The sequence below is a fragment of the Pseudomonas sp. F(2018) genome, assembly GCF_005508865.1.
Lineage (GTDB): Bacteria > Pseudomonadota > Gammaproteobacteria > Pseudomonadales > Pseudomonadaceae > Aquipseudomonas.
The window spans coordinates 33,465-59,862 of record NZ_SCOM01000002.1; the positions used below are offsets into that span (position 1 = coordinate 33,465).

Consider the following 26,398-nt stretch of genomic DNA (forward strand, 5'->3'; position numbering starts at 1 on the left):
TTGGCCTCAGTTGCCCGACAGTGGCGCGGCGAAGGGCGCCTCCAGCGGCGCACCGTCGAAGTTCTTGATCAGCTCGATGAGAATCTGGGTGGCCGGGCCGAGCACCTTGTCCTTGTTGCTGTAGAGGAAGAAGCGCGGCCGGCGGGTGCCGCCCTGTTCCATCGGCAACGGCTTGAGCAGGCCTTCTTCCAGTTCGCGGGCGATCAGGTGGTGCGGCAGCCAGGCGAAGCCCAGGCCGCTGCTGACGAAGGTACGCGCGGTAGGCAGGCTGCCCACCGTCCAGCGCTGTTCGGCGCCGAGCCAGCCGGCGTCGCGCGGCTGCACGCGGCCGCTGTCGCGGGTCACCACCTGCATCTGGCCCTCCAGGTCCTGGAAGGTCACCGGGCGTTGCAGGCGATGCAGCGGATGTTCCGGGTGGGCCACGGCGAGGAATTCCACCTCCCCCAGTTCGATGGGCAGATAGCCGGTGATGTTGAGGGCGCTGATGGCCAGGTCCGCGGAACCTTCGCGCAGCACTTCCTCGACGCCGGACAGCACCTCTTCGCGCAGGCGCACGCGGCAGCCACGGCTCTGCGGCATGAAGGCGGAGAGGGTGCGCACGATGTTGGCGGTGGGGTAGGCGGCGTCCACCACCAGGCGCACCTCGGCCTCCCAGCCCTGTTCCATGTGGTGGGCCAGTTCCTCCAGCTGGCTGGCCTGCTTGACCAGCTGCCGCGAGCGGCGCAGCAGCACTTCGCCGGCCTCGGTGAGCACCGCCTTGCGCCCGTCGATGCGCAGCAGCGGTGCGCCCAGCTGCTCCTGCATGCGCGCCACCGTATAGCTCACCGACGACTGCGAGCGGTGCAGCGCCTCGGCCGCCTGGGCGAAGCCGCCGTGGTCCACCACCGCCTGCAGGGTGCGCCATTGATCCAGCGTGACACGGGGCGCTTTCATCGCCGCTTCCTCTTCTCTAATCTGAGCACCCCCAATAGGAGAGTGCCGATGAAAAACTGCTGCCTGGTCCTGCTCGCTATGCTGCCGCTGACCGCCTTCGCTTACCCCACCGAGCTGAAGAAGCAGCTGAACGGCGCCGAGGTATCCGCCACGATCCAGGAGATCGACAGCAATATCGGCGGCCTCACCCTGTACAACTACGGCACTCTTGATGCCAAGTGCAGCGCCCGCTTCCAAAACGGCCCCGAGGCGCCGCGCACCCGTGCCTCCGAGCTGAAGGCCGGGGAGAGCGTGACCCAGACGGTGAAGTTCGCCCGCAACATCATCAAGCTGCGGGTGGATCTTACCTGCGAGCAGAAGTGAGCCTAGGACTCGCTTCGCAAATAATCAACTTAATCGATTATTTGAAGCGGATATTTGCGCTTTTTAATCTTATTGGCTGACCATAACCTTCGCTCCATCGAAGCAAACAACCCCGATGGAGTTAGCCAAATGTCCCGCATCCTCGTTATCGAAAGCAGTGCCCGCCAGGAAGGTTCCGTATCCCGCCAGCTGACCGCCGACTTCATCGCCCAGTGGCAGGCCGCCCACCCGCAAGACCAGGTGACCGTACGTGACCTGGCCAAACAGCCGGTGCCGCACCTGGACGAAACCCTGCTCGCCGGCTGGATGAAGCCTGCCGAGCAGCAGAGCGATGCCGAGCAGGCCGCCGCCGCCCGCTCCAACCAGCTGACCGACGAAGTGCTGGCCGCCGACGTGCTGGTACTGGCCGCACCGATGTACAACTTCGCCATCCCCAGCACCCTGAAAGCCTGGCTGGACCATGTGCTGCGCGCCGGCGTCACCTTCAAGTACACCGAGACCGGCCCCCAGGGCCTGCTCACCGGCAAGCGCGCCGTCGTGCTGACCGCCCGTGGCGGCATCTACGCCGGTAGCGGCCTGGATCACCAGGAACCCTACCTGCGCCAGGCTCTGGCCTTCATCGGCATCCACGACGTGCAGTTCGTCCACGCCGAAGGCCTGAACATGGGCGCCGAGTTCTCCGAGCAAGGCCTGGCCAAGGCGCGCGAGCAACTGGCTCAGGTCGCCTGATTCACCGATTCTCCCCTGGGGCCGAGCTTTGTCGGCCCATCCACCGGTTCGCACGGGTGCTCCTCCCGGCGGGCCGGTTTTTTATTGGTCGCGAGAAAGTCCGCGAGCGCGTTGCCAGGCGCAACCAATCGGCTGTTTCCGTAGCGCGACATGACTTCGCCGAGCTGTACTCATCCGCCTGTTCATAACTGTGTTTGAAATATTGAACGGCATGTGTTGCCATAGCCCCACCTTGAATCGGGTGGTCGGAGGCGACGGTGCAGTTGTCGGGTCGTGGTGTGGTGCTGTCGGTGGTGGCGTCGGTGTTGTTCGTGCTGATTCCCGGCTATGTGCGTGAACTGGCGCCGCTAGACGGCTTGCAGGTATTCGCCCAGCGCATCCTCTGGTCGATTCCAGCCGTGCTCCTGCTGGTGGCCCTGGCACGGCAGTGGCAGGTACTCGGCGCCGCCTTCGTAAGGCTGCGTCGCGAGCCGTTGCTGCTGGCTGCGCTGCCATTGGCGGCCGCCTTGATGGGCGTGCAGTGGCTGCTGTTCGTCTGGGCTCCGCTGGCCGGCAGGATGCTCGATGTGTCCCTCGGCTACTTCCTGCTGCCGCTGGCCATGGTGCTGGTCGGCCGGCTGTTCTACGGCGAGCGCCTGCGTCCGTTGCAGCGCATCGCCGTGGCCTGTGCGCTGCTGGGGGTGGCGCACGAGCTGTGGCTGACCCGTGCCTTCTCCTGGGTGACCCTGGTCGCCGCCCTCGGTTATCCGCCGTACTTCATGCTGCGCCGCTGGATGCGCCTGGACGCGCTGTCCGGCTTCGTCCTGGAGATGCTGATGCTGGCGCCGCTGGCCATCTGGCTGATCCACTCCTATGGCCCGCCGGCGGTGTTCACCGGGGCGCCGCAGCTGTGGTGGCTATTGCCGGGCCTGGGCCTGCTCAGCGCCCTGGCCTTCGGCGCCATGATGGCGGCCAGCCGCCTATTGCCGCTGGGGCTGTTCGGCATTTTCAGCTATGTGGAGCCGGTGCTGCTGTTCGGCGTCGCCGTGCTGTTTCTCGGCGAGGCCTTCGCTCCGCAGCAGCTGTGGACCTACGGGCCGATCTGGCTGGCGGTGCTGCTCACCGGCTGGGACAGCGCGCGCCTGCTGCACAAGCAGGCGCGGCGGGTGAGCTAGTCAGGCGTCTTCCGCCAGCACCTGGTAGTGCAGCTGCGCCACGCCGCTGGGGAACATCCGATGTGCCTGCAGACTCAGGCGGTGCTCGAGGCCGGTGGCGAACAGCTGGATGCCGGCACCGAGCAGGTGCGGGATGACGCTCACTATGAGTTCATCGAGCAGACCGGCGGCCAGGCAGTTGCCGGCCAGGCTGCCGCCGCCGACCAGCCAGACTCGCTTGCAGCCCCTCGCGGCCAGCTCATCCAGGGCCTCGGTCGGTGTGCAGTGACGCCCCTGCACGTCGGCCGGCGGCTGCTCCAGCGGATTGCGGGCGAGGACCAGACAGGGCTTGCCGGGGTAGGGCCAGTCGATGCCGAAGCCGCGCACCATGTCGTAGGTGGCGCGGCCCATCAGCAGACCATCGATACTCTGGTAGAAGCCTTCGTAGCCGTGATCCTCGCCGGAGGCCTCGATGCTCTCCAGCCAGTCCATGGCGCCATCGGGGCGGGCGATATAGCCATCCAGGCTGGCGGCCACGTAGTAGACCAGTTGCGGCTTCATGCGGCGCCGATCAGTCCAGCACGTTCTCGATGATCTCGTAGATCAGCCCGCTGGCCAGGGCCACCAGCACCACGTCGGTACCGACCTGGCGCCACTCGTAGCCGTCGTAGTGCGGCAGCTGGCCGAGCAGACGGTTGTCGAAGCGCTTGGCGATGCCCGGTGGCAGCGGCTTGCCGCGTGCCAGGTTCTTGCGGATGCCCGGCGGCAGTGAGTCGGCGGGGCCGATCAGGTTGCGGTTGTCGCCGAGGACGACACGCACCCGGCCGATATCGATGCTCGGGCCGCGCAGGTCGACGGTGACGTCGGGATCACCGCCGCCGCCGTGCTTGTCATGCTTGTCGTGTTTGGGTGCGGCGCCGGCGCTGTTCAGGCCAAGGGCGAGAGCGGCGGCGAGCAGGGTGAGCGGCAGGATGCGAGGCATGGGCACCTTCTCCGATAGGGTGTACAGATTCGAACCCCGCCTCGCTTGAATGTTCCTTCAGGCCGGCGCCTGGGCTCGGTTATCCAGCACTCGCAGTATGGCTCGCAGCAGCACGCCGTACAGCGGCACGAACAGCATCAGGCTGACGGCCAGCTTGACCCCGTAGTCCACCGTGGCGATTTCCACCCAGTGCTCGGCCATGAACGGGTTGTCGCTGCGCCAGAAGGCCACCGAGAAGAAGGCGAAGGTGTCCAGCAGGTTGCCGAGGATGGTCGAGGCGGTCGGCGCTATCCACCACTGCGGCAGCTGGCGCAGGCGGTCGAACACCTGGATGTCGAGCAATTGGCCGAGCACGTAGGCGAGGAAGCTGGCCACCGAGATGCGCAGGACGAACTCGTTGTACTCGCCCAGTGCCGCCAGGCCGCGGAAGGCGCCCTCCTGGAACAGCACCGAGACCACGTAGGAAGCGAGCAGGGCGGGAATCATCACCCGGGCGATCACCTGGCGCGCCGGGCTCTTGCCGAGCAGGCGCACGGTCAGGTCGCTGGCCAGGAAGATGAACGGAAAGCTGAACGCGCCCCAGGTGGTGTGCCAGCCGAACAGGGTGATCGGCAGCTGCACCAGGTAGTTGCTGGCGATGATGATGAGGATGTGGAAGGCGATCAGCACGGCCAGGGCCGAACGCTGGTGCGCCGCATGGGGCAGAAGCATGGAGGCTACCTTTTTAATGGATGGGGTTAGGGAACCCATGCCGGCCGGAATGGCTGGCGGCGCGCATTCTATCCGCTCGGACGGTTTTGTACAAAATTCGATCAGATGCGGCCTTTTGCCCCGACAACCGTTACCCTATGCAACCTGTTTTCGATCTGTGCCGAGGTAAGTCCCCCGTGTTTTCCCAATTCGCCCTGCATGAACGCCTGCTCAAGGCCGTCGCCGAGCTGAACTTCACCGAGCCGACGCCGGTGCAGCTCGCGGCCATTCCGCCGGCTCTGGAGGGGCGTGACCTGCGGGTGACGGCGCAGACCGGCAGTGGCAAGACCGCGGCCTTCCTGCTGCCGCTACTCAACCGCCTGCTCGGCGACGCCAACTCCAAGCAGCGCACCGACGTGCGCTCGCTGATCCTGCTGCCGACCCGCGAGTTGGCCCAGCAGATCCTCAAGGAAGTCGAGCGCTTCTCCCAGTTCACCTTCATCAAGTCGGCGCTGGTCACTGGCGGTGAGGACTTCAAGGAGCAGGCGGCCCTGCTGCGTCGCCAGCCGGACCTGCTGATCGCCACCCCGGGTCGGCTGATGGAACACCTCAACGCCGGCAGCCTGAAGCTCAATGGTGTCGAGGTGCTGGTGCTGGACGAGGCCGACCGCATGCTCGACCTGGGCTTCGCCGAGGACATCGAGCGCATCACCGCCGAATGCGTCAACCGCCAGCAGACCCTGCTGTTCTCCGCCACCGGCGGCGGCAAGGTGCTGCGCGAGATGATCGCCAAGGTGCTGCGCGAGCCGGTGCACCTCAAGCTCAACAGCGTCGACCAGCTCAGCGAGACCACCGTCCAGCAGATCATCACTGCCGACGACCCGGGCCACAAGGAACGTCTGGTGCACTGGCTGCTGACCAACGAGACCTACCGCAAGGCCATCGTCTTCACCAACACCCGGGTCCAGGCCGATCGCCTGTACGGACACCTGGTGGCGGCCGACTACAAGGCCTTCGTGCTGCACGGCGACAAGGACCAGAAGGACCGCAAACTGGCCATCGACCGCCTCAAGCAGGGCGGGAGCAAGGTGCTGGTGGCCACCGACGTGGCGGCCCGTGGCCTGGATATCGAGGGTCTGGATCTGGTGATCAACTTCGACATGCCGCGCTCCGGCGACGAGTACGTGCACCGCATCGGCCGTACCGGTCGCGCCGGCGCCGATGGCCTGGCGGTATCGCTGATCTGCCACAACGACTGGAACCTGATGTCGAGCATCGAGCGCTACCTCAAGCAGCGCTTCGAGCGTCGGGTGATCAAGGAGCTCAAGGGCAGCTACCAGGGGCCGAAGAACGTCAAGGCATCCGGCAAGGCCGTCGGCGTGAAGAAGAAAAAGACCGACAAGAAGGATGGTGCGAAGAAGAGCGCGGCCAACAAGCCGGCAGCCGCCAAGCGCCGCTCGAACGCACCGAAGGCCGCGCCCTCCAGCCTGGTCAGCCAGGACGGCATGGCCCCGCTGAAGCGCAAGAAGCCGGCGGCGGAGTGAAACGAAGAGGGGGCCTGATGGGCCCCCTCTGTTTTTTACGGCTCGGTGGGCGGCGGACTGTCGCTGCGCTCCAAGGCCACTCTGGGACTCGTGCTCCCTCTCCCTTTGGAAAAGGGCTGATACAGGCCGCTTCGAGCCGCTTATGATCCCCTCACCCCGACCCTCTCCCGGAGGGAGAGGGCGCTTACTACGGCACGATCAGAATCTTGCCGTCGCGCTCGCCGGCGGCGGCCGCGGCGATGGCTTCCTTGATCTGGCTAATGTCGTAGGTGGCGGCGACACGGGCCTTGAGCTTGCCGCTGGCGATCAGCTGGGTCAGCTCGCCGAACACGCGGAACTGGTCGGCCTGGCTGGCCTTCTGGAACCACTTGGCCAGCCAGAAGCCGCGCAGGGTCACGTCGCGGAACACGAAGGAGGCCGCCGACACCTGGCACGGCTCGCCGCTCATCAGGCCGTAGTTCACCAGGGTGCCGCCCTCGCTCAGGCAGGCGGCCACGTGATCGGTGGCCGCGCCACCCACGGCGTCGATGCCGAGCATCACCGGCGCACCACCGGTGGCCTCGCGTACGCGCTTGTGCAGGTCCGGGCCGTCCAGCAGCACCACGTCACCACCCTCGGCCTTGACCCCGGCTACCGCGGCCTCGCGACGCACCACGTTGATGGTCTTGAAGCCGCGCAGCTTGGCCAGCTGGATCAGGTAGCCGCCGACGCCGGAGTTGGCGGCGTTCTGGATCACCCAGTCGCCCGGCTTGAGGTCGACGAACTCGCTGAGCAGCAGCGAGGCGGTCGGCGGGTTGATGGTCATCATCGCCAGCTGCTGCGGATCGGCGTCCGGCAGCGGGATCAGTTTGGCGGCGGGGGCGTGCAGGTGGGTGACCCAGGTGCCGATGCCCACCGGCAGCAGCACGGTCTGGCCGACCTTGACGTTGCTCACGCCTTCGCCCAGCGCTTCGACGCGGCCGACGCCCTCGTTGCCGCCGATGGCCGGCAGTGGCGGCAGCATGCCGTATTCACCGGTCAGGGTCAGCACGTCGGAAGGGTTGATCGGTGCCGCCAGCACCTTGACCAGGGCCTGGCCGGCGGGCAGCGGCGGCAATTGCAGTTCCACCGCTTCGATCACGTCCTGTGGGACCTTGCCGCGGTGTTGGTATTCGGCTTTGAGCATGGCAGTTCTCCATCGTCTGAGAGCGCTGAGTCTAGACCCAAGATGCCGCCATGGGATGAATCGCCCTGCATATGCGCGGGTGATGGCGCCAGCCATGGACGAACACCTATGCTTGGTCCATCGCTAAGGGGGACCGCATGTTTTCACGCGTCTGGCCGTGGCTGGTTCTGCTGCTGGCTCCCGCCGCCCCGGCAGAGCCGCTGCGCATTGGCTTCGGCACGCACAAGCCGCCCTACGTATTCGAGGGCGAGAGCCGTGGGCTGGAGTACGACATAGTGGTGGCCGCCGTGCGCGCTGCCGGCGACGAGGTGGAGGTGCGCTACGCACCGATGGAGCGGCTGCACCTGGCCCTGGGGCGCGGCGACCTGGATGGCATCGCCACCACCAATGCCTACAGTGGCCTGCCGGCGTACTACTCGGCGCCCTATATCCATTGCCAGAACGTCGCCCTGGCGCTGTCCTCGCGGGGCTATCGCATCACCAGCATCGCCGACCTGGGGCGCTACTCGATCAGCACCTTCCAGCGCGCCCGCCACCTGCTGGGGCCGGAATTCCAGGCCATGGCCGAGGCCAACTCGCACTACCGCGAGGAGGCCCAGCAGATCAACCGCAACCGCCTGTTGTACAGCGGGCGCATCGACGTGGTGGTGGGCGATCCGCGCATCATGCGCTACTTCAACCGCGAGGTCGGCGAGCAGGTCGATACCAGCCAGCCGGTGACCCAGTACATGCTGTTCCCACCGACCGCCTACAGCGTCGGCTTCCGTTTGGCGGAACAGAGCGAACGCTTCAACCGTGGCCTGGCGGCCATCCGCGCCAATGGCGAGTACCAGCGCATAGAACAGCGCTACGCCGACTATTGATCAGAACTTCTCGTTGAGCCCCAGGTAGCGCCACTGGCCGACCGGCACCTTGGCCAGACCGGTGCGGCCGAAGCGCAGGCGGCGGATGCCCAGCACCTGCAGGCCGACGTTTTCGCACATGAAGCGCAGCTGGCCGGGCTGCACGGCCTTGATGGCGAAGCGCAGGCGCGTCTCGCTCTGCCAGCTGACCTTGCACGGCGGCACCGTCACGCCCTTGTAGGTCTGGCCGAAGCTCAGGCGCTTGAGGCCCTTTTCGTCTAGGCTGCCGGCGACCTCCACCAGGTATTCCTGCTCCAGCGTCGCGCCTTGTTCCTTGAACAGGCGCACCACCGCATGGCTCTGACTGAACACCAGCAGGCCGCTGGCATCGGTTTCCAGCGGGGTGAGCAGCTCCAGGCGGCGCAGGTGGCGCTGCAGCGGGCGGATGCCGCTGGCGTCCTCGGCCCAGTGGTGGGCATGGCTGAGCAACTGCTGGGTGGAGTTGGCGCCCATACCGCAACCGAGGCCGACCGGCTTGTGCAGCAGCAGGGTGATCGGCGGCTGGGTCTCGGCCTTGGCGCCGGGCAGCAGCACGATATGCTCATCGCGCACCGGGTGCTGCGGCTCCTCGATCACCTGGCCATCCACGGTGACCCAGCCGCCCTCGATATACAGCTCCGCCTCGCGGCGCGAGCAGGAGGTGAGCTGGATCAGGCGTTTCGACAGGCGTTCGGCTTCGGTCATGGCAGCGGGCGTCACATCAGGAAATGAAAGGCATTGTAACCGGCCTGGGGCCCGCACCGGGATTGGGCTAAAAGAAAGGTCGGGCGAAGGCCGGTCGAGAGCGAGGACGAGCATGAGGCGGATATTGGCAATCCTGATCACGGGCACGCTGCTGGCGTCGCCGGCCATGGCCGAGCGCAGCGAGCTGGGCGAACTGCAGCTGACCGAGGTGGTGGGCGGTCTGGAACATCCCTGGAGCCTGGCCTTCCTGCCGGATGACCAGGGCAGCCTGATCACCGAGCGCCCCGGGCGCCTGCGCTGGCTGGATGCCCAGGGCCGCCTGCAGGCACCGCTGGCCGGCCTGCCGCAGGTGTATGCCCGGGGCCAGGGCGGCTTGCTGGACGTGGCGCTGTCGCCGGACTTCGCCCGCGATCGCCTGGTCTACCTGAGCTACGCCGAGGCGGACGAGTCCGGTGACAAGGCCGGTACGGCGGTCGGCCGAGGGCGGCTGAGCGAGGACATGCGCGGGCTGCAGGATTTCCGGGTGATCTTCCGCCAGCAGCCCAAGCTGTCCGAGGGCATTCATTTCGGCTCGCGCCTGGCCTTCGATCGTCAGGGTTTCCTGTACATCAGCCTGGGCGAGAACAACCAGCGCGCCACTGCCCAGGAGCTGGACAAGCTGCAGGGCAAGCTGGTGCGGCTGAACCCGGATGGCAGCGTGCCGCCGGACAACCCCTTCGTCGGCAAGCCCGGTGCGCGCGCGGAGATCTGGTCCTACGGCCACCGCAATCCCCAGGGGATGGCGCTCAATCCGTGGAGCGGCGCCATCTGGCTGCACGAGCACGGCCCGCGTGGCGGCGACGAGATCAATGTTCCGCTGAAGGGGCGCAATTACGGCTGGCCGCTGGCTACCCACGGGGTCAACTACAGCTTGTTGCCGATTCCCGAGGCCGAAGGCGAGCAGGTGGCCGGCACCGAGGCGCCGCAGCATGTGTGGGAGAAGTCGCCGGCGGTTTCCGGCATGGCCTTCTATTCCGCCGAGCGCTTTCCGGCCTGGCGGCACAGCCTGTTTATCGGCGCGCTGGCCGACCAGTCGCTGATTCGTCTGCAGCTGGATGGCGACAGGGTGGGGCACGAGGAGCGGCTGCTGCAGGACCAGGGCTGGCGCATCCGCGATGTGCGCCAGGGACCGGATGGCTATCTTTATCTGCTGACCGATGCGCCGGACGGCAAGCTGGTCCGGCTGGGGTTGGGTGGTGCGGGCCCCTAAAGCCGGGACGCCCTCTCCCGTATACGGGAGAGAGCGGGGAGAGGGTCAGACGTGTAGCCCGGATGCAATCCGGGAAACAGGAGGCTCCGTCCCCGGATTGCATCCGGGCTACGGGGCTAGCGAAGTAGTAGAGCGGGGCCTTCAGTGGGCCGCCGCCTCCATCGCCGAATCGACTTCCTGGTTGGCCACCAGCTCCGGCGGCAACGGCTCGGTGACCACGCTGAAGTCGCTGATGCGGATGGCGCCACGGCCTTCGCCGAGCAGGTGGAAGGAGAAGGCCTTGCGGGTTTCCGGGTTGTCGAAGTCGAAGCTCAGCTCGACGCTCTCGCCGCGCTTGAGCGCCGGCAGCGGCGGAATGGCCAGGCTGTTGTTGCGATCGAACTCCTTGGTGATCAGGCGTAGCACGGCGCCGCTGCGATCCAGACGCACGGCGTCGATCTTCAGGGTCACGCGGGTGCGGGTGCCCTTGGGCATTTCCAGGTATTGGGCGCCGATCAGGTTGTCCGCCCAGTCGTCACGCGACTCGAGCTTGAGGTCGATGCGCTCGCGGTTGGCGAACTGGTAGCGTTGGCCGATCTGCCCGCCGGTAATCGACTGGTCGAGCAGGGCGGCGCGCTGGCTGACCAGGCGTGCCTGGCGGCCGCTGACACGGCCCAGGTACTTGGGATGGTCGGCGATGAAGCTCGTGCTCTCGTAGCGTCGGCAGACCTGCTGGAAGTTGCACTCGGTGAACACCTTGCCATCGTGCTGGCGCAGCAGACCGTTGGTGTAGGACATGATCTCGCGGGGCGTGGCGTAGTCGCGGAACAGCGAGCGGCCGGCGATGTTGTCCGGCACCGGCAGGTCGAAGTAATCCAGCACCGAGGCGGTCAGGTCGACATGACCGTACACGCCGGGTTTGACCTTGGGCAGCTTGTCGCCGTCCGGCGCCAGCACCAGGTTGAAGCCCCAGGCCGAGGCCAGGCGCACGTTCTCCAGGCCGTGGGACTCGTCCGAGGTGACGATCACCAGGGTGTCCTTGAGCACGCCCTGTTTCTCCAGACCGGCGAGGAAGTCCGCGACCGCGTCGTCCAGGTAGCCGATGGCGGCCTGCTTGGCGGTGGGGTAGCGCTCCAGGTATTCCTTGGGCGCGGAATAGGGCTGGTGGGTGCCGACGGTGAGCAGGGTGAGCATCCACGGCTGCTGGTTGCCGCGCAGCTGCTTGACGTACTTCAGCGCACCCTCGAAGTAGGCCTTGTCGTCCATGCCCCAGGGGAATTCCAGGTACGGTTTGTTCTTGAACCAGTCGCGCCCATGGGTCTGCTGGAAGCCCATGTGCGGCATGATCTGGTCCTTGGCCATGAAGCGCAGCCCGGCGCCTTGCAGGAAGTGGGTTCGGAAGCCCATGGTGCGCAGCTGGTGCGGCAGGCACTGCAGGTTGCGGGTCTGGCTGTTGAGCAGCTCCACGCCCTTGGGCGTGCCGGAGTCCAGCTTGCCGTAGTCGCCGCAGAGCATGGCGTACAGGCCGCGAATGGTCTGGTGGCTGTGCAGCACGTAGTCCGGGGTGGTCATGCTGCGCTCAGCCCATTCGCTCAGGCGCGGCATCAGGTCTTCCTGGTAGCTGCTGCCGATCAGCTGGCGGTTCTTGGCGATGTAGGCGCCGGGAATGCCTTCCAGGGTCACGATCAGCACGTTGCGCGCCTTGCCGCCACCCGGTAGCAGCGGCGTGCCGGACAGGTCCAGCTTGCTCAGACCGTCGATGTCCGGCGGCAGGCCGGAGTCGTCGCCGGCGTACCAGTCCTCCACCGCCACCCGGGCGCGGCTGGTGCCTTCGGCCAGCACCTTGTGCGGCAGGTTGAACAGGCGCCACTGGTCGTCTTCGCTGGGCTCGATGTACTGGTCGATGGCGTGGCTGAACAGCAGGGCGACCGGCAACACGAAGGCGTAGCGGGAAATCTTCGGTCCGGCGCGGCGCCCGAGCAGCAGGCAGGCCAGCACGCTGATCACCAGGGCGCCGGCCAGTAGCGGGTAGCGCAGGCCGCTACCCTGGGTGGACTGGCTGACGAACTGGGGATCGCTCAGGTACTTGATGTCGCTCGGTTCGGGCATGCGGCCCACGGCGTTGACCAGCTCGGCATTGCTCAGCAACAGCAGGGCCCAGGCCGCCGTCAGTGGTACGGCCAGCAGCGGGCGGCGATAGCACAGCAGCAGGAGCAGCCCGCCGATGCCCAGGTCGGAGACATAGCCCGGCCAGCTCGACCAGCCTAGCCAGTAGCGAGCGGCGATTGGCAGCACAACGAACAGCAGGCCGAGGGCAAAAAGCGACGCGGCAGGGTACGGCAGCCAGCGACTGGAAAGGCGCACAGGAGCTCCTGAGATAGGGCAGCGAGAATCCGTGTAATTCAGACAGATGGAGCGGGTCGAAGTTGCGGGATGCCATGATTCTGAAACATGCCCGTGCTAGACGCCAGTGGCGCATGTTACCGGCTGTCTCCCGACGCTAGGGTGTAGAATGCCGGCCTCTTCGAATTGGGTGGTGAACATGGCTCTGATCGGGCGCTACAACTCTCTGCAGGTGGCCAAGCTGGCCGACTTCGGCCTCTATCTCGACGGCGATGCCGATGGCGAGATCCTCCTGCCCAAGCGCTACATCCCCAAGGGCGAGCCGTGTGAGGTCGGCGACTGGCTCAACGTGTTCGTCTACCTGGACAGCGAAGACCGTCTGATCGCCACCACCGAGAAGCCCAAGGTGCAGGTCGGTGGCTTCGCCAGCCTCAAGGTGGTGGATATCAACCGCATTGGCCTGTTCTTCGACTGGGGCCTGTCCAAAGACCTGCTGATGCCGCACTCCGAGGAGAAGCGCCCGCTGCAGGTCGGTGACTACTGCGTGGTGCACGTCTACCTCGACCGCAGCCGGCGCATCACCGCCACCGCGCGTCTGGATCGCTACCTGGACAAGACCCTGGCGAACTACCAGGTCGGCCAGGAAGTGGACCTGCTGGTGGTGGAGCAGACCGATCTTGGCTTCAAGGCCATCATCAATGGCCAGCACTGGGGGCTGATCCACAAGAACGAGGTGTTCAAGTTCATTCGTGGTGGCTCCCAGGAGAAGGGCTTCATCAAGGAGCTGCGCGCCGACGGCAAGATCAGCCTGAGCCTGCAGCAGGTCGGCCAGCAGGCCCGTGACGAGCTGTCCGAACAGATACTGGCGCGCCTGCGCGAAGCCGGCGGCAGCTTGGCGCTGTCCGACAAGAGCTCGCCCGAGGCCATCAGCAAAATCTTCAGCGTCAGCAAGGGCAACTTCAAGAAGGCCATCGGCGGGCTATTCAAGCAGGGCCTGATCCGCATCCACGACGACCGCATCGAGCTGGTCTGAGACGATCCGCGAGGCGGAGGGCCGCTTAGCGGCCGATTCCGCCATGCTCGCGGGCTGTCCGGCCGTGATGAGTTCGCCGTCTTCAGAGCGCGATAGAGTGGGGCGAACCCAGAATAACGGAGTCGCCATGAGCCCCGAGGAACACTATCAGCGTCTGCAGAGCATGTATGCCGCCGCCCCGGTCAACGCCTTCTACCAGCCGGTCATGCGCATCAGTGATGGCGCGGCGGAGATCGAGGTCCAGGTGGAAGAGAAGTTCTTCCATGCAGCCGGCGCGGTGCACGGCTCGGTATACTTCAAGCTGCTCGACGATGCCGCCTTCTTCGCCGCCAATTCCCTGGAGCCCGAGGTGTTCGTGCTGACCACGGCCTTCACCACTTACCTGACCCGCCCGGTGTCCGCCGGCCGACTCAAGGCGGTGGGCAAGGTGGTCAACCGCAACCGGTCGCAGTTCATCGCCGAGGCCGTGCTCTACGGCGAGGATGGCAAGGAAGTGGGGCGTGGCAACGGCGTGTTCGTGCGCAGCAAGATCAACCTGGCGGACGCCCTGGGCTACGCCGACTGAGTCGCTGCCCTCAGGGCTTGCGCGCCAGCAGTACCGCGCGGGTCGGTGCCGGCAGGCCTTCGAGGGTGCGGCTGTGGTCGGCCGGGTCGAGGAACTCCGGCAGCGACTGGTAGCGCATCCAGTCGGTACTGCGCTGTTCGTCGACGCTGGTGGTGGAGACATCCACGCAGCGCACATCGACGAAGCCGGCGCGGCGCAGCCACAGTTCCAGCGCTGGCACCGAGGGCAGGAACCAGACGTTGCGCATCATCGCGTAGCGGTCCTCGGGCACCAGCACCTGCTGGGCGTCGCCTTCTATCACCAGGGTCTCCAGCACCAGTTCGCCGCCCTTGAGCAGGCAGTCCTTGAGCTCCAGCAGATGGTCGATGGGCGAACGGCGGTGATAGAGCACGCCCATGGAGAACACGGTGTCGAAGCCTTCCAGCTTCGCCGGCAGCTCCTCCAGGGCCAGCGGCAGGTGCCAGGCTGGCGAATCGGGCAGGTAGTTCTTCACGGCGAGGAACTGGTTGAGGAACAGCCAGTTGGGGTCGACGCCGACCACCGCATCGGCGCCGGCGCCGAGCATGCGCCACATGTAGTAGCCGTTGCCGCAGCCGACATCGAGGATGCGCTTGCCGGCGAGATCCAGGTGGGGCGCGACCCGCTGCCATTTCCAGTCCGAACGCCATTCGGTATCGACATTCACGCCGAACAGTTTGAATGGCCCCTTGCGCCAGGGAATCAGTCCCTGCAGCGCGGTCTTCAGCGTGGCGCGGGTGGCCTCGTCGCAGGCGCCGTCCAGACGCAGCGCGGTACGCAGTTCGGCCTTTTCCAGCGCCAGCGTCGGCAGCGCCTCGACGGCGGCGAACCAGCGCGCCAGGTCGCCATGGCCGACGGCGAGCTTGGCGTCGAGCTGGGCGGGCAGGTCGGCGGCCCAGTCCTGCAGCGGACTGCCGGCCAGTTGCTGTTGCAGGGCGTCGAGGTCGAGGCGGGAGAAGATCATGGCAGGGCGATCAGCGAGGCGAAGTTGAGGCACTGGAACCAGGGCACGACCTTGGAGAAGCCGGCGGCCAGCAGGCGTTCGCGATGCTGCTCAAGGCTGTCGGGTTTCATCACGTTTTCGATGGCGCTGCGCTTCTGGGCGATTTCCAGTTCGCTGTAGCCATTAGCGCGCTTGAAGGCCAGGTGCAACTCGCCGAGCAGGGCCTGCTCCGCGGCATCTTCGAAACGCAGCTTCTCCGAGAGAATCAGCGCGCCGCCTGGCAGCAGGGCCTGGCGGATGCGGCTGAGCAGCTCCAGGCGCTGTTCCGGGGCGACGAACTGCAGGGTGAAGTTGAGCGCCACCAGCGAGGCGGGCTGGAAGTCCAGGGTCAGGATATCCGCCTCGATCACCTCGACCGGCAGCAACTCCTGGAACATGGCGTCCTGGGCATGCAGGTACTCCGAGCAGCGCTCGACCATGGCGGGGGAGTTGTCCACCGCGATCACCCGGCAGTCGTCGGTGCGCACGTGGCGGCGCAGGGCCTGGGTCACGGCGCCGAGGGAACAGCCGAGGTCGTACAGGGCGCTGTGCGGCTGGGCGAACTGGGCGGCCAGCACGCCGAGGTTCTCGACGATGGTCGGGTAGCCGGGCACCGAGCGCTTGATCATGTCCGGGAAGACCTTGGCCACGTCCTCGTTGAAGACGAAGTCCGGCACCTGGTCCAGGGGCTGGGCGAAGAGGCGGTCGGGCTGCTGTTTCACGGTGATCGGTCCGGGCGGAAAGGCCGGCATTCTAGCCAAGAGCGTGCGGCAACCCAACCGCCATCAGGGCAGTTGATCCAGGATGAACTCGCCGCCGCCTTGCAACGGGCCCAGCGGATTGCGCTTGACCTCGTAGCGGCGGATGTTCGGCTCGCCGTTGCTGACCTTGTGCACCAGCACGTCGTCGACCAGTACGAATACCGCACGGAAGGTCCAGCCCTTCAGCTCCCGCGTCTTGCGGAAATTGAGCACATCGGCCCAGAAGCTGCCCACCCGCTGGGTGTCGGTCTTGTTGAATTCGAAGGCGTAGCCGATACAGCGATCCTTGGCCTCCAGGCAGCGCAGCATGCCGTCCGGCAGGTACTCGATGGGTACGTTGGGCTGGACGAACAGCAGGCGCAGGTCGATGAACGAGAGCATCTTGCCGTTGCCCTGGCTCAGCGGATCGAAGCCCAGGTCGAACAGCTCGACGCGGGTGGTCTTACCCGGCTGCGCCTGGGAGTAGCGGATCTCGGTGTCGGTATAGTCACCGAAGGGCGATGTGACCTCCGCTCGCTGGCTGGGTAGCAGGCTGGTGCAGCCGGGCAGCAGAAACACGGAAAGCATCAGCAGCGCCCACGAGTTGCCGCGCATGGCAGCCTCCTTGAAAGGTCCTGACTCCTTCTATAGACGATTTGGCGAAGCGCTGCCGTTTCAGCCGCGAGACAGTCGGCTTATCCACGGCGATGGCCGGGAGCGGGTGGGCTATCCACGCTGCAGGGGTTACTCTTGTGCTATCTGCCCGATAAGGAATGGAAATGCGGACGGCAACCCGACTCCAGGCCGGTTTCATACTTGCCATACTGATGCTCTGCCTGAACCTGCTGGTGCCGCTCTTCGGTGAACGCTGGGTCGACGCCACCCAGGTTCGCTATGAGCAGGAGGAGAAACTGTTGGCGAACAGCCAGCTACTGCTGGCGGCCCTGACCGATGGCGAGACCGGACAGCGTGGTTTCGTCATCACCGGCCGTGACGATTTCCTCTCGCCGCTCTACCTGGGTTTTTCCGAAGTGGATCGTCTGCTGCTGGTGCTGGAGCAGAGCGCGGTCGAGGACGCGCAGCTCAAGCACCACCTGGACAGATTGAAGCCGGTGATTGCCGAGCAGCGCAGCTACCTGCAGGGCATCGTCGATGTGCGCCGTCAGGCGGGGATGGATGCCGCCGTGGCACGCATCTCCGCTGGCAAGGGCAAGCAGCTGATGGACGCATTGCGCACCTTCAGTAGCGAGATGCAGGCCGACTTGAATGTGCGTTTGCAGATACTCGAACAGCGCCGCGAGTGGCAGCAACGTGCGCTGGTAGGTGGGCTGGTCGTAATCGGCCTGCTCGACCTGTTGCTGATCGCCCTGCTGTTCCATTTCACCTTCCGCACGCTCAAGGAAGGCCGCGCCGCCCGCAACAGTCTGCGCAACCTCAGTGAGCAGCTGTCCAGCGGCATGCAGCGCCTGGAGCTGCGCAATCGCCAGATATCGCTGCTCAGCCGCATGGCCGGTGCGTTGCATTCGATCAACAGTTTCGACGAGTGCTACGGCATCATCGGTCGCTTCGCCGCTCAGCTGTTCCCACGCAATGCCGGCAGCCTGACGCTCTACCATCCCTCGCGCGACGTGTTGGAAAGCGTGGCCCACTGGGGCGACTGGCCGCAGGACATCGATCTGTTCGAGCCGCATTCGTGCTGGGCCATCCGTCGCGGTCAGAGTCATCAGGTGGCGGACCCCGGCAAGGACCTGCTGTGCCCGCATCTGCTGGGCACGCCCCTGGTCGAGCATGGCTATGTCTGCGTGCCGCTGATGGCCCAGGGCGAGCCGCTGGGCGTGCTGACCCTGAGCGGCGAGCAGGCCGCCGACCTGGAGCTGGCCGAGGCCTTTGCCGAGCAGGTGTCGCTGGGTGTATCCAATCTGTCGCTGCGCGAGAGCCTGCGCCAGCAGTCGCTGGTGGATGCACTGACCGGCCTGCACAACCGCCGCTTCCTCGACGAGACTCTGCGCCGCGAACTGCTGCGCGCCTCGCGCAAGCAATCGCCGGTGGCCGTGGTGCTGCTCGATGTGGACCACTTCAAGCGCTTCAACGACACCTTCGGCCACGAAGCCGGCGACCTGGTGCTGCGCCATCTGGCCATGGAGATGAAGCGCAGCGTGCGTACCAGCGACCTGGCCTGCCGTTATGGCGGCGAAGAGTTCTGCCTGGTGATGCCGGAGATCAGCCGCGAGGACGCCATCGAGCGCTGCGAGTCCCTGCGTCTGGCGGTCAGTCGTCTGCAGGTGCGCTACGGCGGCCAGCCCCTGGGACCGATCAATATTTCCCTCGGCCTGGCCTGGTTCCCCCTGGATGGCGAGCAGATGGATGCCCTGCTGCACGCCGCCGACCTGGCCCTGTATCAGGCCAAGCGCGGCGGGCGTAACCGCCTGTGCGTCTATCGTCGGGAAATGGATGGCGCCGAGGAGGCACCTTCCAGCTGAGCCGGTCGGGCGAGCAGGGCCACCGCCGAGGCGGTGATGCCGAGCTGGCCCAGCCAGTAGCTGAGGATGATGGCGTAACTGGCGCCCTCGAACGGTGCGACGAAGCGATTGATGCCGATCAGGCTGTCCGACAGCACGAACAGCGCCGCACCGCCCGTCGCCAGCCAAGCCGAGGTGCTACCCACCACGCCGATCCGCGCCAGCGCCCGCCACAGCATCGCGCCGATGGCCAGGCTGTACAGCGCCACCGGCAACAGCAGTGGCCCGAGGCCGGCGCCGGCCAGCACGAAGAACATGCCGCCGGCCGCCAGGACTGCTAGCAGCAAGTCCATCGGCGCCAGGCGGCGGGTGTCGCTCAGGTAAGCCACCAGATAGGCCATATGGGCGAGCAGGAAGGCGCCCAGACCGAACACGAACAGGTCGGCCGGCCACTGCAGCAGCATGTCACCCAGCAGCGACAGTCCCAGGCCGATGGCGATCCAGCGCCGGTAGGTGCCGGCGGGCGCCTGGCGCAGCCAGATCAGCAGACAGAGCATCGGCAGTGGCTTGCTCAGCAGCGTCAGCCACTTGAGTTCGAGGTGCAGGCCGAGCAGGAACAGGGCGACGCCGGCGAGGGCGGCGATCGGCAATAGTGGGCGCATGGCGGGGCTCTCTTGTTGTTTGCGCCATTATTGCCATCGCGCCGGCCGAGGCCAGTGCGTCAAGTGCCACGCGGGGTGCTTTATCGCGTCAGTTGCTAAAGCCAGATTTCTTCTTGCTTGTCGCTTTCGTTAATTCTGCAGAACTCGCTCGGCCTCTTCGAGATTGCGGCAGGCGACCAGAAAAGGATTCTTCCCGGACTTGCGATTCCAGATGGCAGGGCTGCCAGCTTTGGTGGTGATGATTTCGCAATCACCAAGGTTCTTGGGCAGACGTACCCTGGCCATGGTTATGCCGCTCAGCGCACTTCGATCTGGCAGTCGATGATCTTGGCCGGCTTCACTTCCACTTCCCAGGGACGCCGATACTGCATCAGCAGGCGGCCCGTGCCGGGCTGATAGGCCTGGTAGCGCCAGGTGGACTGGCCGCCGGCGCCCACCAGCCCGGCGTCCTCCGGCGTCACGTAAACCTCCTTGCCCAGGCTGCGCAGAACGCCGGGTGCGGCATCGGCCACTACCCAGCGAAAACCGGTGGTGGGATTGCTCGGCAGGGTGATGTTCAGGGTCTGGCCGCTGTGCAGCTCCATCGGGCATTTGCCGAGTTGCTTCTCTTCCACGCTCACGCTGGGTTTCGGCTGCGAGGTGCAGGCGGCGAGCAGGGCGAGGCTGCAAGGCAGCAGCAGGCGGTGGGCACGGTTCATGGTGGACTCCTGTCGATCGAAAACCCGCACAGCATAGCCGCTGGCTCCGCGTGCGGGCGAGAGGGCGCGGCTAGGGTGGGTTAAGCCCATACCCGACTGTAAGGGCTTCACCCGACCTGAGAATCAGCCGAACAGCACCTTGGCCACCTCCGAGTAGCGCCTGGCGAAGTGCACGGTCAGCCCTTCCTTGAGGTAGTCCGGCAACTCGGCGAAGTCGCCGCGATTGGCTTCGGGCAGGATCAGTTCGAAGATCTTCTGCCGCCGCGCGGCGATTACCTTCTCGCGGACTCCGCCGATGGCCAGCACCTGGCCGGTGAGGGTCAGCTCGCCGGTCATGGCTACGCCCTTCTTCGGCGCCTGGTTGCGGGCCAGGGAGAGCAGGGCGCTGGCCATGCTGATACCGGCGCTGGGGCCGTCCTTGGGCGTGGCGCCTTCCGGTACATGCAGATGGACGAAAGCCTTGTCGAAGAAGGTCGCATCGCCGCCGAACTTCTTGAGGTGGGCGCCGATGTAGCTGTAGGCGATCTCCGCCGACTCCTTCATCACGTCGCCGAGCTGGCCGGTTAGCTTGAAGCCGCGGTTCAGGGTATGGATGCGCGTGGCTTCGATCGGCAAGGTGGCGCCGCCCATGCTGGTCCAGGCCAGGCCGGTGATCACGCCGGTGCCGTTGAGTACCTGTTCGCCGCGAAACACCGGCATACCCAGGTAGGCCTCCAGGTCGCGTGGGGCAATCTTCACCTGACTGCCAGGGTTATCCAGCAGCTTGACCACCGCCTTGCGCACCAGTTTGCCCAGCTGTTTCTCCAGCTGGCGCACCCCGGCCTCGCGGGCGTAGCCCTCGATCACGCCTTTCAGCGCCGCATCGCTGATGCTCAGCTGGCTCTTGCTCACCCCGGCCTTCTGCAGCTGGCGTGGCCACAGGTGACGCTTGGCGATGGCCAGCTTTTCCTCGGCGATGTAGCCGGACAGGCGGATCACCTCCATGCGGTCGAGCAGCGGCCCGGGGATGGAGTCGAGGGTGTTGGCGGTGCACACGAACAGCACCTTGGACAGGTCCAGGCGCAGGTCCAGGTAGTGGTCGAGGAATTCGACGTTCTGCTCCGGGTCGAGGGTCTCCAGCAGCGCCGAGGCCGGGTCGCCCTGATAGCTGGCGCCCATCTTGTCGATCTCGTCGAGCATGATCACCGGGTTCATCACCTCGGCTTCCTTCAGCGCCTGCACCAGCTTGCCGGGCATGGCGCCGATGTAAGTGCGGCGGTGGCCCTTGATCTCCGCCTCGTCGCGCATACCGCCCACACTGAACCTGTAGAACGGCCGGCCGAGGGATTCGGCGATGGACTTGCCGATGCTGGTCTTGCCCACGCCGGGCGGGCCGACCAGCAGCACGATGCTGCCGGAGATCTCGCCCTTGAAGGCGCCGACGGCGAGGAACTCGGTGATGCGCGCCTTGATGTCGTCCATGCCGGCGTGATGCTTGTCCAGCACCTTGCGGGCGTGGCCGAGGTCGAGCTTGTCCTGGCCGACCACGCCCCAGGGCAGGGCGGTGGCCCAGTCCAGGTAGTTGCGGGTCACGGCGTATTCCGGCGAGCCGGTTTCCAGGATCGCCAGTTTGTGCAGCTCCTCGTCGATGCGCTTCTTCGCCTGCTCGGGCAGGGTCTTGCCGGCCAGACGCGCGCGGAACTCGTCGGCATCGGCACTGCGGTCGTCCTTGGTGATGCCCAGCTCCTGCTGGATCACCTTGAGCTGTTCCTTGAGGAAGAACTCGCGCTGGTGCTGGCCGATCTTGCGGTCGACCTCGGCGGACAGCTCGTTCTGCAGTCGCGCGACTTCCACTTCCTTGCGCAGCAGCGGCAGCACCTTCTCCATGCGCTTGAGGACCGGCACGGTATCCAGCACTTCCTGCAGCACACCGGCCGGCGCGGTGGTCAGGGCGGCGGCGAAGTCGGTCAGCGGCGACGGATCGTTGGGGCTGAAGCGGTTGAGGTAGTTCTTCAGCTCTTCGCTGTACAGCGGGTTGAGCGGCAGCAGTTCCTTGATCGCGTTGATCAGCGCCATGCCGTAGGCCTTGACCTCGTCGCGCTGGTCGTTGGCGCTCGATGGATACTCGACTTCGGCCAGGTAGGGCGGGCGATGGCGCTTGAGCCAGCCGCGGACCTTGACCCGGCTCAGGCCCTGGGCGACGAACTGCAGCTTGCCGTCCACCCGGCTGGCCTGGTGGATCTTCACCAGCGTGCCGTGTTCGGGCAGGGAGGCGGTATCGAAATGGCGCGGGTCGGTCACCGGCTGGTCGACGTAGAACAGCGCCAGGCACTTGTGCTCGGTATTGGCCACCAGCTCCAGGGTCTCGGCCCAGTGTTCCTCGCTGACGATCACCGGCAGCACCTGGGCCGGGAAGAACGGCCGGTTGTGGATGGGCAGCACGTAGAGCTTGTCCGGCAGCGTCTGGCCGGGCAGGGCGAGGTGGGTGGCCTGGCGGTGCGCCTCGGCCTCGATGTATTCGGAACTGTAGTCGGAGCTGTTGTCCTGATCGCTCATGGCGGCCCTGTTCAGTCGATCGATGATGCGGTTTAGATGGGGCGAGGGCGCCGGTATTTCAATCCTGTTGTTTGGTTGCGCCTTTTCTTGTGAAGGTGCAACCGATGCCATTTGTCGGTGCTACTGCCTCTTTGCGGCTTAACTGGTTAAAGTGCAACCCTCGCTTCGCTTGGTGCATCGCCATGCTCAATGCCCGCCTCGCATGCCTGGATAGCCAGGCCCTCGAACACGCCCATGACTATCACCAACTGGTGATGTCGCTGTCCGGGCGCGCGGAATTCGAGGTCAGTGGCCGTGGTGGCGAAGTCAGCCGCATGCGCGCCTGCCTGGTGCCGGGCGATGCCGATCACCAGTTCGCCGGCATGGGCGACAACCGCATGCTGATTCTCGATCTGGACGAACGCGATACCTCGCCGGAAGACCTCAGCCTGCTCGCCGAGCTGTTCGAGAGCCCGCGCTACCCGACCCTGGATGCCGATTTCCAGAACCTGCTGAGCTACGCCGGCGCGGAGCTGGCTCGCTATGGCAGCGACCCGCACCTGGCCCGCGCCCTCGGCGGTGTACTGCTGCGCGCGCTGCACCTGCGCCTGTTCGGTGAGCGCGGACGCGGCACCATTGCCAATCTGGATCTGGGGCGGCTGGATGCCTACATCGCTGAGCACCTGGCGCGCCGCATCACGGTGATCGAACTGGCCCAGGTGGCCTGCCTCAGCCCGAGCCACTTCCACGCCCAGTTCAAGGACAGCGTGGGCCTGACGCCGCACCAGTACCTGCTCAAGACCCGCCTCGACCACGCCGCGCGCCTGCTGCGCGAGAGCCCGCTGGCGCTGGTGCGGATCGCCGAGGAATGCGGGTTCTCCAGCCAAAGTGCGCTGACCACGGCCATGCGCCGCTACATGGGGCTGACGCCCAAGCGGCTGCGCGGTCTGCAGTAGCTCCTCAGTCGCCGGTCGCCACCGGCCGCGTCGGATCGGTGATCCATTCGCTCCACGAGCCGGCGTATAGCGGCGCCAGCGGGTAGCCGGCCAGGCTCATGGCGAACAGGTTGTGGCAGGCGGTGACGCCCGAGCCGCAATAGGCCACCAGCGATTCCACCGGGCGTGATCCGCGCAGGCCGTCGAAGCGCGCGCGCAGCTGCTCGGCCGGCAGGAAGCGGCCGTCGCCACCCAGATTGTCGGTGAACACCGCACACTGGGCGCCGGGAATATGGCCGGCCACCGGGTCCAGCGGCTCTGTCTCGCCGCGGAAACGGGGCAGGGCGCGGGCGTCGAGCAGGGTCAGCTCGGGGTTGCCCAGGCGCTGCTGCAGTTGCCCGGCGTGCAGCAACAGGGCGCCGTCCGCCTGGCCGCGGAAATTCCCCGGGGCAACCATCGGCGTCTCGGCGCTCAGCGGCAGGCCGGCTTCCTTCCAGGCCTTGAGGCCGCCATCCAGCAGGTACACGCCATCTCGCTTGCCCAGCCAGGCCAGCAGCCACCAGGCGCGGGCGGCGAAGGCACCGGGGCCGTCGTCGTACAGGGCGATCGGCGAGTCGTTGTCGATGCCCCAGGCGCGCAGCCGGTCGATCAGCGCGGCAGGTTCGGGCAACGGATGGCGGCCGGTGACGCCCTTGATCTTGGCCGAGGAGAGGTCGTGCTCCAGGTCGGCGAAGCGGGCGCCGGGAATATGCCCCTCGCCGTAGCTGCGGGCGCCATGGGTCGGGTCGTCGAGGGCGAAGCGGCAGTCGAGAATGACCAGCCCCGGCTCCTGCAGGCGGGCGTGCAGATGGTCGGCGGTGATCAGCTGGGCGAGTGGCATGGGACCTCCTGTGTCGTATTCATGGCCAGACGCATCATAAGGACAGCCACGAATAACCAGAAGCGAACCCGGGAGCCTTTTGCCGCTCTCACTGCGGTTCGCCACACGAGGTAACCCCATGCTCAGCCTGCATCCTGCCATCGAAAGCGCCAACCTGGCCCGCCGCGTCGGCGTGGTCCTGGGGTCGCTGCTGGTGACCTTCTACTACTGCAGCAAGGTGTTGCTGCGCGCCGTCAGCGGGCGTCTGCGGCGTGCCGACGTGGATCGCTACACCCGCCGCTGGTCGGGCCTGCTGCTGCGCCTGGTGCGCATGCACCTCAGCGTGCATGGCCAGATGCCGGACTTCAACGACGGCCGCCGCTACATCCTGCTCAGCAGTCACGCCAGCCATTACGACATCCCCGCCAGCTTCGTCGCCCTGCCGGGGTCGATCCGCATGCTGGCGAAGAAGGAGCTGTTCGGCATCCCGGTGTTCGGCGCGGCGATTCGCGCCGCCGAGTTCCCCTCGGTGGACCGGCACAATCGCCAGCAGGCGGTGAAGGACCTGGAAAACGCCAAGCGCATGATGGAGAGCGGCATCGTCCTGTGGGCCGCGCCCGAGGGCACCCGCTCTCGGGACGGCCAGCTGCTGCCATTCAAGAAGGGCTGCTTCCACCTGGCCCTGGATACCAATGCGGTGATAGTGCCGATCGTCTTCCGCGGCATCTCCGAGGTGCTGCCGGCGCGCACCTGGCGCTTCAATCTCGGCCTGCCGGTGCAGCTGCACATCGGCGCGCCGACCGACGCCAGCCGCTACGACGTCGAGCGGTTGCCCGAGCTGATGGCCCAGGTGCGCCTGAGCATGCAGGACCTGCTGGGTGAACCGGTGCCCAGCGTGGTGCCGGCCAGGCTGACCGAGCAGCCGGTGTGAACGAAAAAGCCCGCCGAATGGCGGGCTTTTTCTCCCTCTCCCTTTGGGAGAGGGCTGGGGTGAGGGAATACCGGATTGTCGCTAGCAAATCCCTCACCCCCGGCCCCTCTCCCGGGGGGAGAGGGGAGGATCATCAGCGGATCTTCAGCTTGCCGATCCGATCATTGTCCAGGCTGCCCAGGTACAGGTAGTCGCCCACCGGCTTCACCGAGGTGACCATGCGCAGGTGGGTGCCGCTGGTGTCGTGCAGGCTCTGCACGATCTCGCCTTTTTCGTTGAGGGCGATGGCCAGGCCATAGGAGGCCGGCTTCGGCCACAGCGAGCGCGGCAGCTTGGCCAGCTGGGCCTTGACCCAGGGCTGGGCCTGGAGGAAATCGGCGTCGCTCTTGCGCGGGGTCGGCAGGGCCACCCAGAAAGTGCCGGCACGGTCGCCCTGCAGGTTGTCCGGCATGCCCGGCAGGTTGTCGGCGAACAGGTCGTGGGTGCCGGCCTTGTCGCCTTTCAGCCAGTAGCGCTGGATGCGGTAGCGGTAGGTCTCGTTGACCAGCACGAAGTCCTCGTTCTGCGACAGGGCCACGCCGTTGGCGAAGTACAGGTCCTTGAGCAGCACCTGGGTCTTGCCGGTGGCCGGGTCGAACACCATCAGGCGGCCATAGGGGCGGCCTTCGAGCAGGTCGAGCAGATAGTCCGGCTGCTGGAACTTGCTGGACGCGTCGGTGAAGTAGATGCGCCCGTCGCTGGCGATATCCAGGTCATCGGTGAAGACGAACGGGCCGCCCTCGGCCTCGGTGGCCAGCACCGTGATGCGCCCCTGCGGGTCGATGCGCAGCAGGCCTTTGTAGGCGTCGGCGACGATCAGGTTGCCCTGGGCGTCGAAGTCCATGCCCAGCGGGCGGCCGCCGGTGGCGGCGAAGGTTTCCGCCTTGCCGTCCGCGCCGATGCGCACGACGCGCCCGTCATGCAGGCCAGCGTAGACCTGGCCCTGGGCATCCACGGCCGTATCTTCCGGGCCATGGATCTGCCCCTGGGCCAGCAGCTCGGCCTTCATCAGGGTGTCGTTGGGTTCCAGCACGCCGGTCATCAGCGGTGCGGTCTGGGGTTTCCAGGCCAGCGGGGCGATGGGGCTGGGAGTGATATAGAGGAAGGCGCCGATGGCCAGGCCGACCAGCACGAGGAGGCCGAGGAACTTTTTCATTGTGTTTCTTCCCTGGTTTGCGAATGCGCGGCAGTTTACACGCTGGCGGGCCGGGAGTTGCCAGTGCGAGGGGCTTGAATGCCCGGTATCAGCCACGTGCATATATACTGC

26 protein-coding genes are annotated in these 26,398 nt (G+C 66.2%); 11 read left to right on the top strand and 15 right to left on the bottom strand.

Annotated features, from left to right (window positions below; genetic code table 11):
* Positions 1–6 precede the first annotated feature (6 nt).
* A complete protein-coding gene (locus tag FFS62_RS07990) occupies positions 7–933 on the bottom strand; it encodes a LysR family transcriptional regulator (RefSeq protein WP_137972306.1) in 927 nt (308 codons plus the stop codon).
* 48 nt (positions 934–981) lie between these two features.
* On the opposite strand from FFS62_RS07990, the gene FFS62_RS07995 reads away from it, so the two are divergent.
* From FFS62_RS07995 to rarD, 3 genes are all read left to right on the top strand, one after another.
* Positions 982–1,296, top strand: a complete 315-nt coding sequence (locus FFS62_RS07995; RefSeq protein ID WP_137972307.1) for a 3-phosphoglycerate kinase — start codon at positions 982–984, stop codon at positions 1,294–1,296.
* Positions 1,297–1,425: 129 nt separating this feature from the next.
* On the top strand, positions 1,426–2,025 hold the full coding sequence (locus FFS62_RS08000) for an FMN-dependent NADH-azoreductase (protein WP_137972308.1): 600 nt from the start codon (positions 1,426–1,428) through the stop codon (positions 2,023–2,025).
* Positions 2,026–2,282: 257 nt separating this feature from the next.
* Positions 2,283–3,179: an EamA family transporter RarD gene (gene rarD, locus FFS62_RS08005; protein ID WP_137972309.1), complete on the top strand. Its 897-nt coding sequence runs from the start codon at positions 2,283–2,285 to the stop codon at positions 3,177–3,179.
* Here the strand turns inward: rarD and FFS62_RS08010 are convergent, their stop codons facing one another.
* The 3 genes from FFS62_RS08010 to FFS62_RS08020 are packed head-to-tail and all read right to left on the bottom strand — an operon-like array spanning position 3,180 to position 4,851.
* Positions 3,180–3,719, bottom strand: a complete 540-nt coding sequence (locus FFS62_RS08010) for a dihydrofolate reductase family protein (protein ID WP_137972310.1) — start codon at positions 3,717–3,719, stop codon at positions 3,180–3,182. It lies immediately after the preceding gene.
* 10 nt (positions 3,720–3,729) lie between these two features.
* Positions 3,730–4,140 carry an anti-virulence regulator CigR family protein gene (locus FFS62_RS08015; protein WP_137972311.1) on the bottom strand — a complete coding sequence of 137 codons (411 nt, stop codon included), beginning with the start codon at positions 4,138–4,140 and terminating at the stop codon, positions 3,730–3,732.
* A gap of 57 nt (positions 4,141–4,197) precedes the next feature.
* Positions 4,198–4,851, bottom strand: a complete 654-nt coding sequence (locus tag FFS62_RS08020) for a 7-cyano-7-deazaguanine/7-aminomethyl-7-deazaguanine transporter (protein ID WP_137972312.1) — start codon at positions 4,849–4,851, stop codon at positions 4,198–4,200.
* 176 nt (positions 4,852–5,027) lie between these two features.
* On the opposite strand from FFS62_RS08020, the gene FFS62_RS08025 reads away from it, so the two are divergent.
* The gene (locus FFS62_RS08025) at positions 5,028–6,374 is read left to right on the top strand and encodes a DEAD/DEAH box helicase (protein WP_137972313.1); all 1,347 of its coding nucleotides are present in this window, start codon (positions 5,028–5,030) and stop codon (positions 6,372–6,374) included.
* Between the two features lie 187 nt (positions 6,375–6,561).
* Here FFS62_RS08025 and FFS62_RS08030 read toward each other — a convergent pair whose 3' ends face one another.
* Positions 6,562–7,539 (bottom strand): zinc-dependent alcohol dehydrogenase family protein, encoded by a 978-nt coding sequence (locus FFS62_RS08030; RefSeq protein ID WP_137972314.1) that lies wholly within the window; start codon positions 7,537–7,539, stop codon positions 6,562–6,564.
* 137 nt (positions 7,540–7,676) lie between these two features.
* On the opposite strand from FFS62_RS08030, the gene FFS62_RS08035 reads away from it, so the two are divergent.
* Positions 7,677–8,402, top strand: a complete 726-nt coding sequence (locus FFS62_RS08035; RefSeq protein ID WP_137972315.1) for an ABC transporter substrate-binding protein — start codon at positions 7,677–7,679, stop codon at positions 8,400–8,402.
* On the opposite strand, the gene FFS62_RS08040 is transcribed toward FFS62_RS08035, so the two are convergent.
* Positions 8,403–9,125, bottom strand: a complete 723-nt coding sequence (locus FFS62_RS08040) for an rRNA pseudouridine synthase (RefSeq protein ID WP_137972316.1) — start codon at positions 9,123–9,125, stop codon at positions 8,403–8,405. It lies immediately after the preceding gene.
* 166 nt (positions 9,126–9,291) lie between these two features.
* Between FFS62_RS08040 and FFS62_RS08045 the strand changes: the two genes are divergently transcribed.
* On the top strand, positions 9,292–10,374 hold the full coding sequence (locus FFS62_RS08045; protein WP_171016331.1) for a PQQ-dependent sugar dehydrogenase: 1,083 nt from the start codon (positions 9,292–9,294) through the stop codon (positions 10,372–10,374).
* A gap of 141 nt (positions 10,375–10,515) precedes the next feature.
* Here the strand turns inward: FFS62_RS08045 and FFS62_RS08050 are convergent, their stop codons facing one another.
* A complete protein-coding gene (locus FFS62_RS08050; protein WP_137972318.1) occupies positions 10,516–12,717 on the bottom strand; it encodes an LTA synthase family protein in 2,202 nt (733 codons plus the stop codon).
* Positions 12,718–12,895: 178 nt separating this feature from the next.
* Between FFS62_RS08050 and FFS62_RS08055 the strand changes: the two genes are divergently transcribed.
* Both FFS62_RS08055 and FFS62_RS08060 read left to right on the top strand, forming a co-directional pair.
* A complete protein-coding gene (locus FFS62_RS08055; protein ID WP_137972319.1) occupies positions 12,896–13,729 on the top strand; it encodes a S1 RNA-binding domain-containing protein in 834 nt (277 codons plus the stop codon).
* A gap of 127 nt (positions 13,730–13,856) precedes the next feature.
* The gene (locus FFS62_RS08060) at positions 13,857–14,294 is read left to right on the top strand and encodes a PaaI family thioesterase (RefSeq protein ID WP_137972320.1); all 438 of its coding nucleotides are present in this window, start codon (positions 13,857–13,859) and stop codon (positions 14,292–14,294) included.
* A 10-nt stretch (positions 14,295–14,304) separates the two neighbouring features.
* Here FFS62_RS08060 and cmoB read toward each other — a convergent pair whose 3' ends face one another.
* The 3 genes from cmoB to FFS62_RS08075 are packed head-to-tail and all read right to left on the bottom strand — an operon-like array spanning position 14,305 to position 16,649.
* Entirely contained in the window at positions 14,305–15,276 is a 972-nt protein-coding gene (gene cmoB / locus FFS62_RS08065) for a tRNA 5-methoxyuridine(34)/uridine 5-oxyacetic acid(34) synthase CmoB (protein WP_171016295.1), read from the bottom strand.
* Complete coding sequence (gene cmoA / locus FFS62_RS08070; protein ID WP_171016296.1) at positions 15,273–16,046, bottom strand: carboxy-S-adenosyl-L-methionine synthase CmoA; 774 nt, start codon at positions 16,044–16,046, stop codon at positions 15,273–15,275. Before cmoA ends, cmoB begins: the two co-directional genes overlap by 4 nt.
* Positions 16,047–16,079: 33 nt before the next feature.
* Positions 16,080–16,649, bottom strand: a complete 570-nt coding sequence (locus tag FFS62_RS08075) for a hypothetical protein (RefSeq protein WP_137972322.1) — start codon at positions 16,647–16,649, stop codon at positions 16,080–16,082.
* A gap of 212 nt (positions 16,650–16,861) precedes the next feature.
* Here FFS62_RS08075 and FFS62_RS08080 point away from each other — a divergent pair, with 212 nt between their 5' ends.
* Entirely contained in the window at positions 16,862–18,514 is a 1,653-nt protein-coding gene (locus FFS62_RS08080) for a diguanylate cyclase (RefSeq protein ID WP_171016297.1), read from the top strand.
* Here FFS62_RS08080 and FFS62_RS08085 read toward each other — a convergent pair.
* The 3 genes from FFS62_RS08085 to lon form a co-directional block, all read right to left on the bottom strand.
* Positions 18,469–19,155 (bottom strand): lysoplasmalogenase, encoded by a 687-nt coding sequence (locus FFS62_RS08085; RefSeq protein ID WP_137972324.1) that lies wholly within the window; start codon positions 19,153–19,155, stop codon positions 18,469–18,471. The genes FFS62_RS08080 and FFS62_RS08085 overlap by 46 nt on opposite strands.
* A 296-nt stretch (positions 19,156–19,451) precedes the next feature.
* Positions 19,452–19,853 (bottom strand): protease inhibitor I42 family protein, encoded by a 402-nt coding sequence (locus FFS62_RS08090; protein WP_137972325.1) that lies wholly within the window; start codon positions 19,851–19,853, stop codon positions 19,452–19,454.
* Positions 19,854–19,976: 123 nt separating this feature from the next.
* Positions 19,977–22,388 (bottom strand): endopeptidase La, encoded by a 2,412-nt coding sequence (gene lon / locus FFS62_RS08095; RefSeq protein ID WP_137972326.1) that lies wholly within the window; start codon positions 22,386–22,388, stop codon positions 19,977–19,979.
* A 182-nt stretch (positions 22,389–22,570) separates the two neighbouring features.
* On the opposite strand from lon, the gene FFS62_RS08100 reads away from it, so the two are divergent.
* On the top strand, positions 22,571–23,323 hold the full coding sequence (locus FFS62_RS08100; protein ID WP_137972327.1) for an AraC family transcriptional regulator: 753 nt from the start codon (positions 22,571–22,573) through the stop codon (positions 23,321–23,323).
* Between the two features lie 4 nt (positions 23,324–23,327).
* On the opposite strand, the gene FFS62_RS08105 is transcribed toward FFS62_RS08100, so the two are convergent.
* On the bottom strand, positions 23,328–24,182 hold the full coding sequence (locus FFS62_RS08105) for a sulfurtransferase (RefSeq protein WP_137972328.1): 855 nt from the start codon (positions 24,180–24,182) through the stop codon (positions 23,328–23,330).
* A gap of 118 nt (positions 24,183–24,300) precedes the next feature.
* Here FFS62_RS08105 and FFS62_RS08110 point away from each other — a divergent pair, with 118 nt between their 5' ends.
* A complete protein-coding gene (locus FFS62_RS08110) occupies positions 24,301–25,092 on the top strand; it encodes a 1-acyl-sn-glycerol-3-phosphate acyltransferase (protein WP_137972329.1) in 792 nt (263 codons plus the stop codon).
* A gap of 133 nt (positions 25,093–25,225) precedes the next feature.
* On the opposite strand, the gene FFS62_RS08120 is transcribed toward FFS62_RS08110, so the two are convergent.
* Positions 25,226–26,287, bottom strand: coding sequence for an SMP-30/gluconolactonase/LRE family protein (locus tag FFS62_RS08120; RefSeq protein WP_137972330.1), 1,062 nt, complete (start codon positions 26,285–26,287; stop codon positions 25,226–25,228).
* Positions 26,288–26,398 lie beyond the last annotated feature (111 nt).

Coding starts and splice junctions, on each gene's coding strand:
- FFS62_RS07990 (WP_137972306.1), bottom strand. CDS start 933: ATGAAAGCGCCCCGTGTCACGCTGGATCAATGGCGCACCCTGCAGGCG.
- FFS62_RS07995 (WP_137972307.1), top strand. CDS start 982: ATGAAAAACTGCTGCCTGGTCCTGCTCGCTATGCTGCCGCTGACCGCC.
- FFS62_RS08000 (WP_137972308.1), top strand. CDS start 1,426: ATGTCCCGCATCCTCGTTATCGAAAGCAGTGCCCGCCAGGAAGGTTCC.
- FFS62_RS08010 (WP_137972310.1), bottom strand. CDS start 3,719: ATGAAGCCGCAACTGGTCTACTACGTGGCCGCCAGCCTGGATGGCTAT.
- FFS62_RS08015 (WP_137972311.1), bottom strand. CDS start 4,140: ATGCCTCGCATCCTGCCGCTCACCCTGCTCGCCGCCGCTCTCGCCCTT.
- FFS62_RS08020 (WP_137972312.1), bottom strand. CDS start 4,851: ATGCTTCTGCCCCATGCGGCGCACCAGCGTTCGGCCCTGGCCGTGCTG.
- FFS62_RS08030 (WP_137972314.1), bottom strand. CDS start 7,539: ATGCTCAAAGCCGAATACCAACACCGCGGCAAGGTCCCACAGGACGTG.
- FFS62_RS08035 (WP_137972315.1), top strand. CDS start 7,677: ATGTTTTCACGCGTCTGGCCGTGGCTGGTTCTGCTGCTGGCTCCCGCC.
- FFS62_RS08040 (WP_137972316.1), bottom strand. CDS start 9,125: ATGACCGAAGCCGAACGCCTGTCGAAACGCCTGATCCAGCTCACCTCC.
- FFS62_RS08045 (WP_171016331.1), top strand. CDS start 9,292: ATGGCCGAGCGCAGCGAGCTGGGCGAACTGCAGCTGACCGAGGTGGTG.
- FFS62_RS08055 (WP_137972319.1), top strand. CDS start 12,896: ATGGCTCTGATCGGGCGCTACAACTCTCTGCAGGTGGCCAAGCTGGCC.
- FFS62_RS08060 (WP_137972320.1), top strand. CDS start 13,857: ATGAGCCCCGAGGAACACTATCAGCGTCTGCAGAGCATGTATGCCGCC.
- cmoB (WP_171016295.1), bottom strand. CDS start 15,276: ATGATCTTCTCCCGCCTCGACCTCGACGCCCTGCAACAGCAACTGGCC.
- cmoA (WP_171016296.1), bottom strand. CDS start 16,046: ATGCCGGCCTTTCCGCCCGGACCGATCACCGTGAAACAGCAGCCCGAC.
- FFS62_RS08075 (WP_137972322.1), bottom strand. CDS start 16,649: ATGCGCGGCAACTCGTGGGCGCTGCTGATGCTTTCCGTGTTTCTGCTG.
- FFS62_RS08080 (WP_171016297.1), top strand. CDS start 16,862: ATGCTCTGCCTGAACCTGCTGGTGCCGCTCTTCGGTGAACGCTGGGTC.
- FFS62_RS08085 (WP_137972324.1), bottom strand. CDS start 19,155: ATGCGCCCACTATTGCCGATCGCCGCCCTCGCCGGCGTCGCCCTGTTC.
- FFS62_RS08090 (WP_137972325.1), bottom strand. CDS start 19,853: ATGAACCGTGCCCACCGCCTGCTGCTGCCTTGCAGCCTCGCCCTGCTC.
- lon (WP_137972326.1), bottom strand. CDS start 22,388: ATGAGCGATCAGGACAACAGCTCCGACTACAGTTCCGAATACATCGAG.
- FFS62_RS08100 (WP_137972327.1), top strand. CDS start 22,571: ATGCTCAATGCCCGCCTCGCATGCCTGGATAGCCAGGCCCTCGAACAC.
- FFS62_RS08105 (WP_137972328.1), bottom strand. CDS start 24,182: ATGCCACTCGCCCAGCTGATCACCGCCGACCATCTGCACGCCCGCCTG.
- FFS62_RS08110 (WP_137972329.1), top strand. CDS start 24,301: ATGCTCAGCCTGCATCCTGCCATCGAAAGCGCCAACCTGGCCCGCCGC.
- FFS62_RS08120 (WP_137972330.1), bottom strand. CDS start 26,287: ATGAAAAAGTTCCTCGGCCTCCTCGTGCTGGTCGGCCTGGCCATCGGC.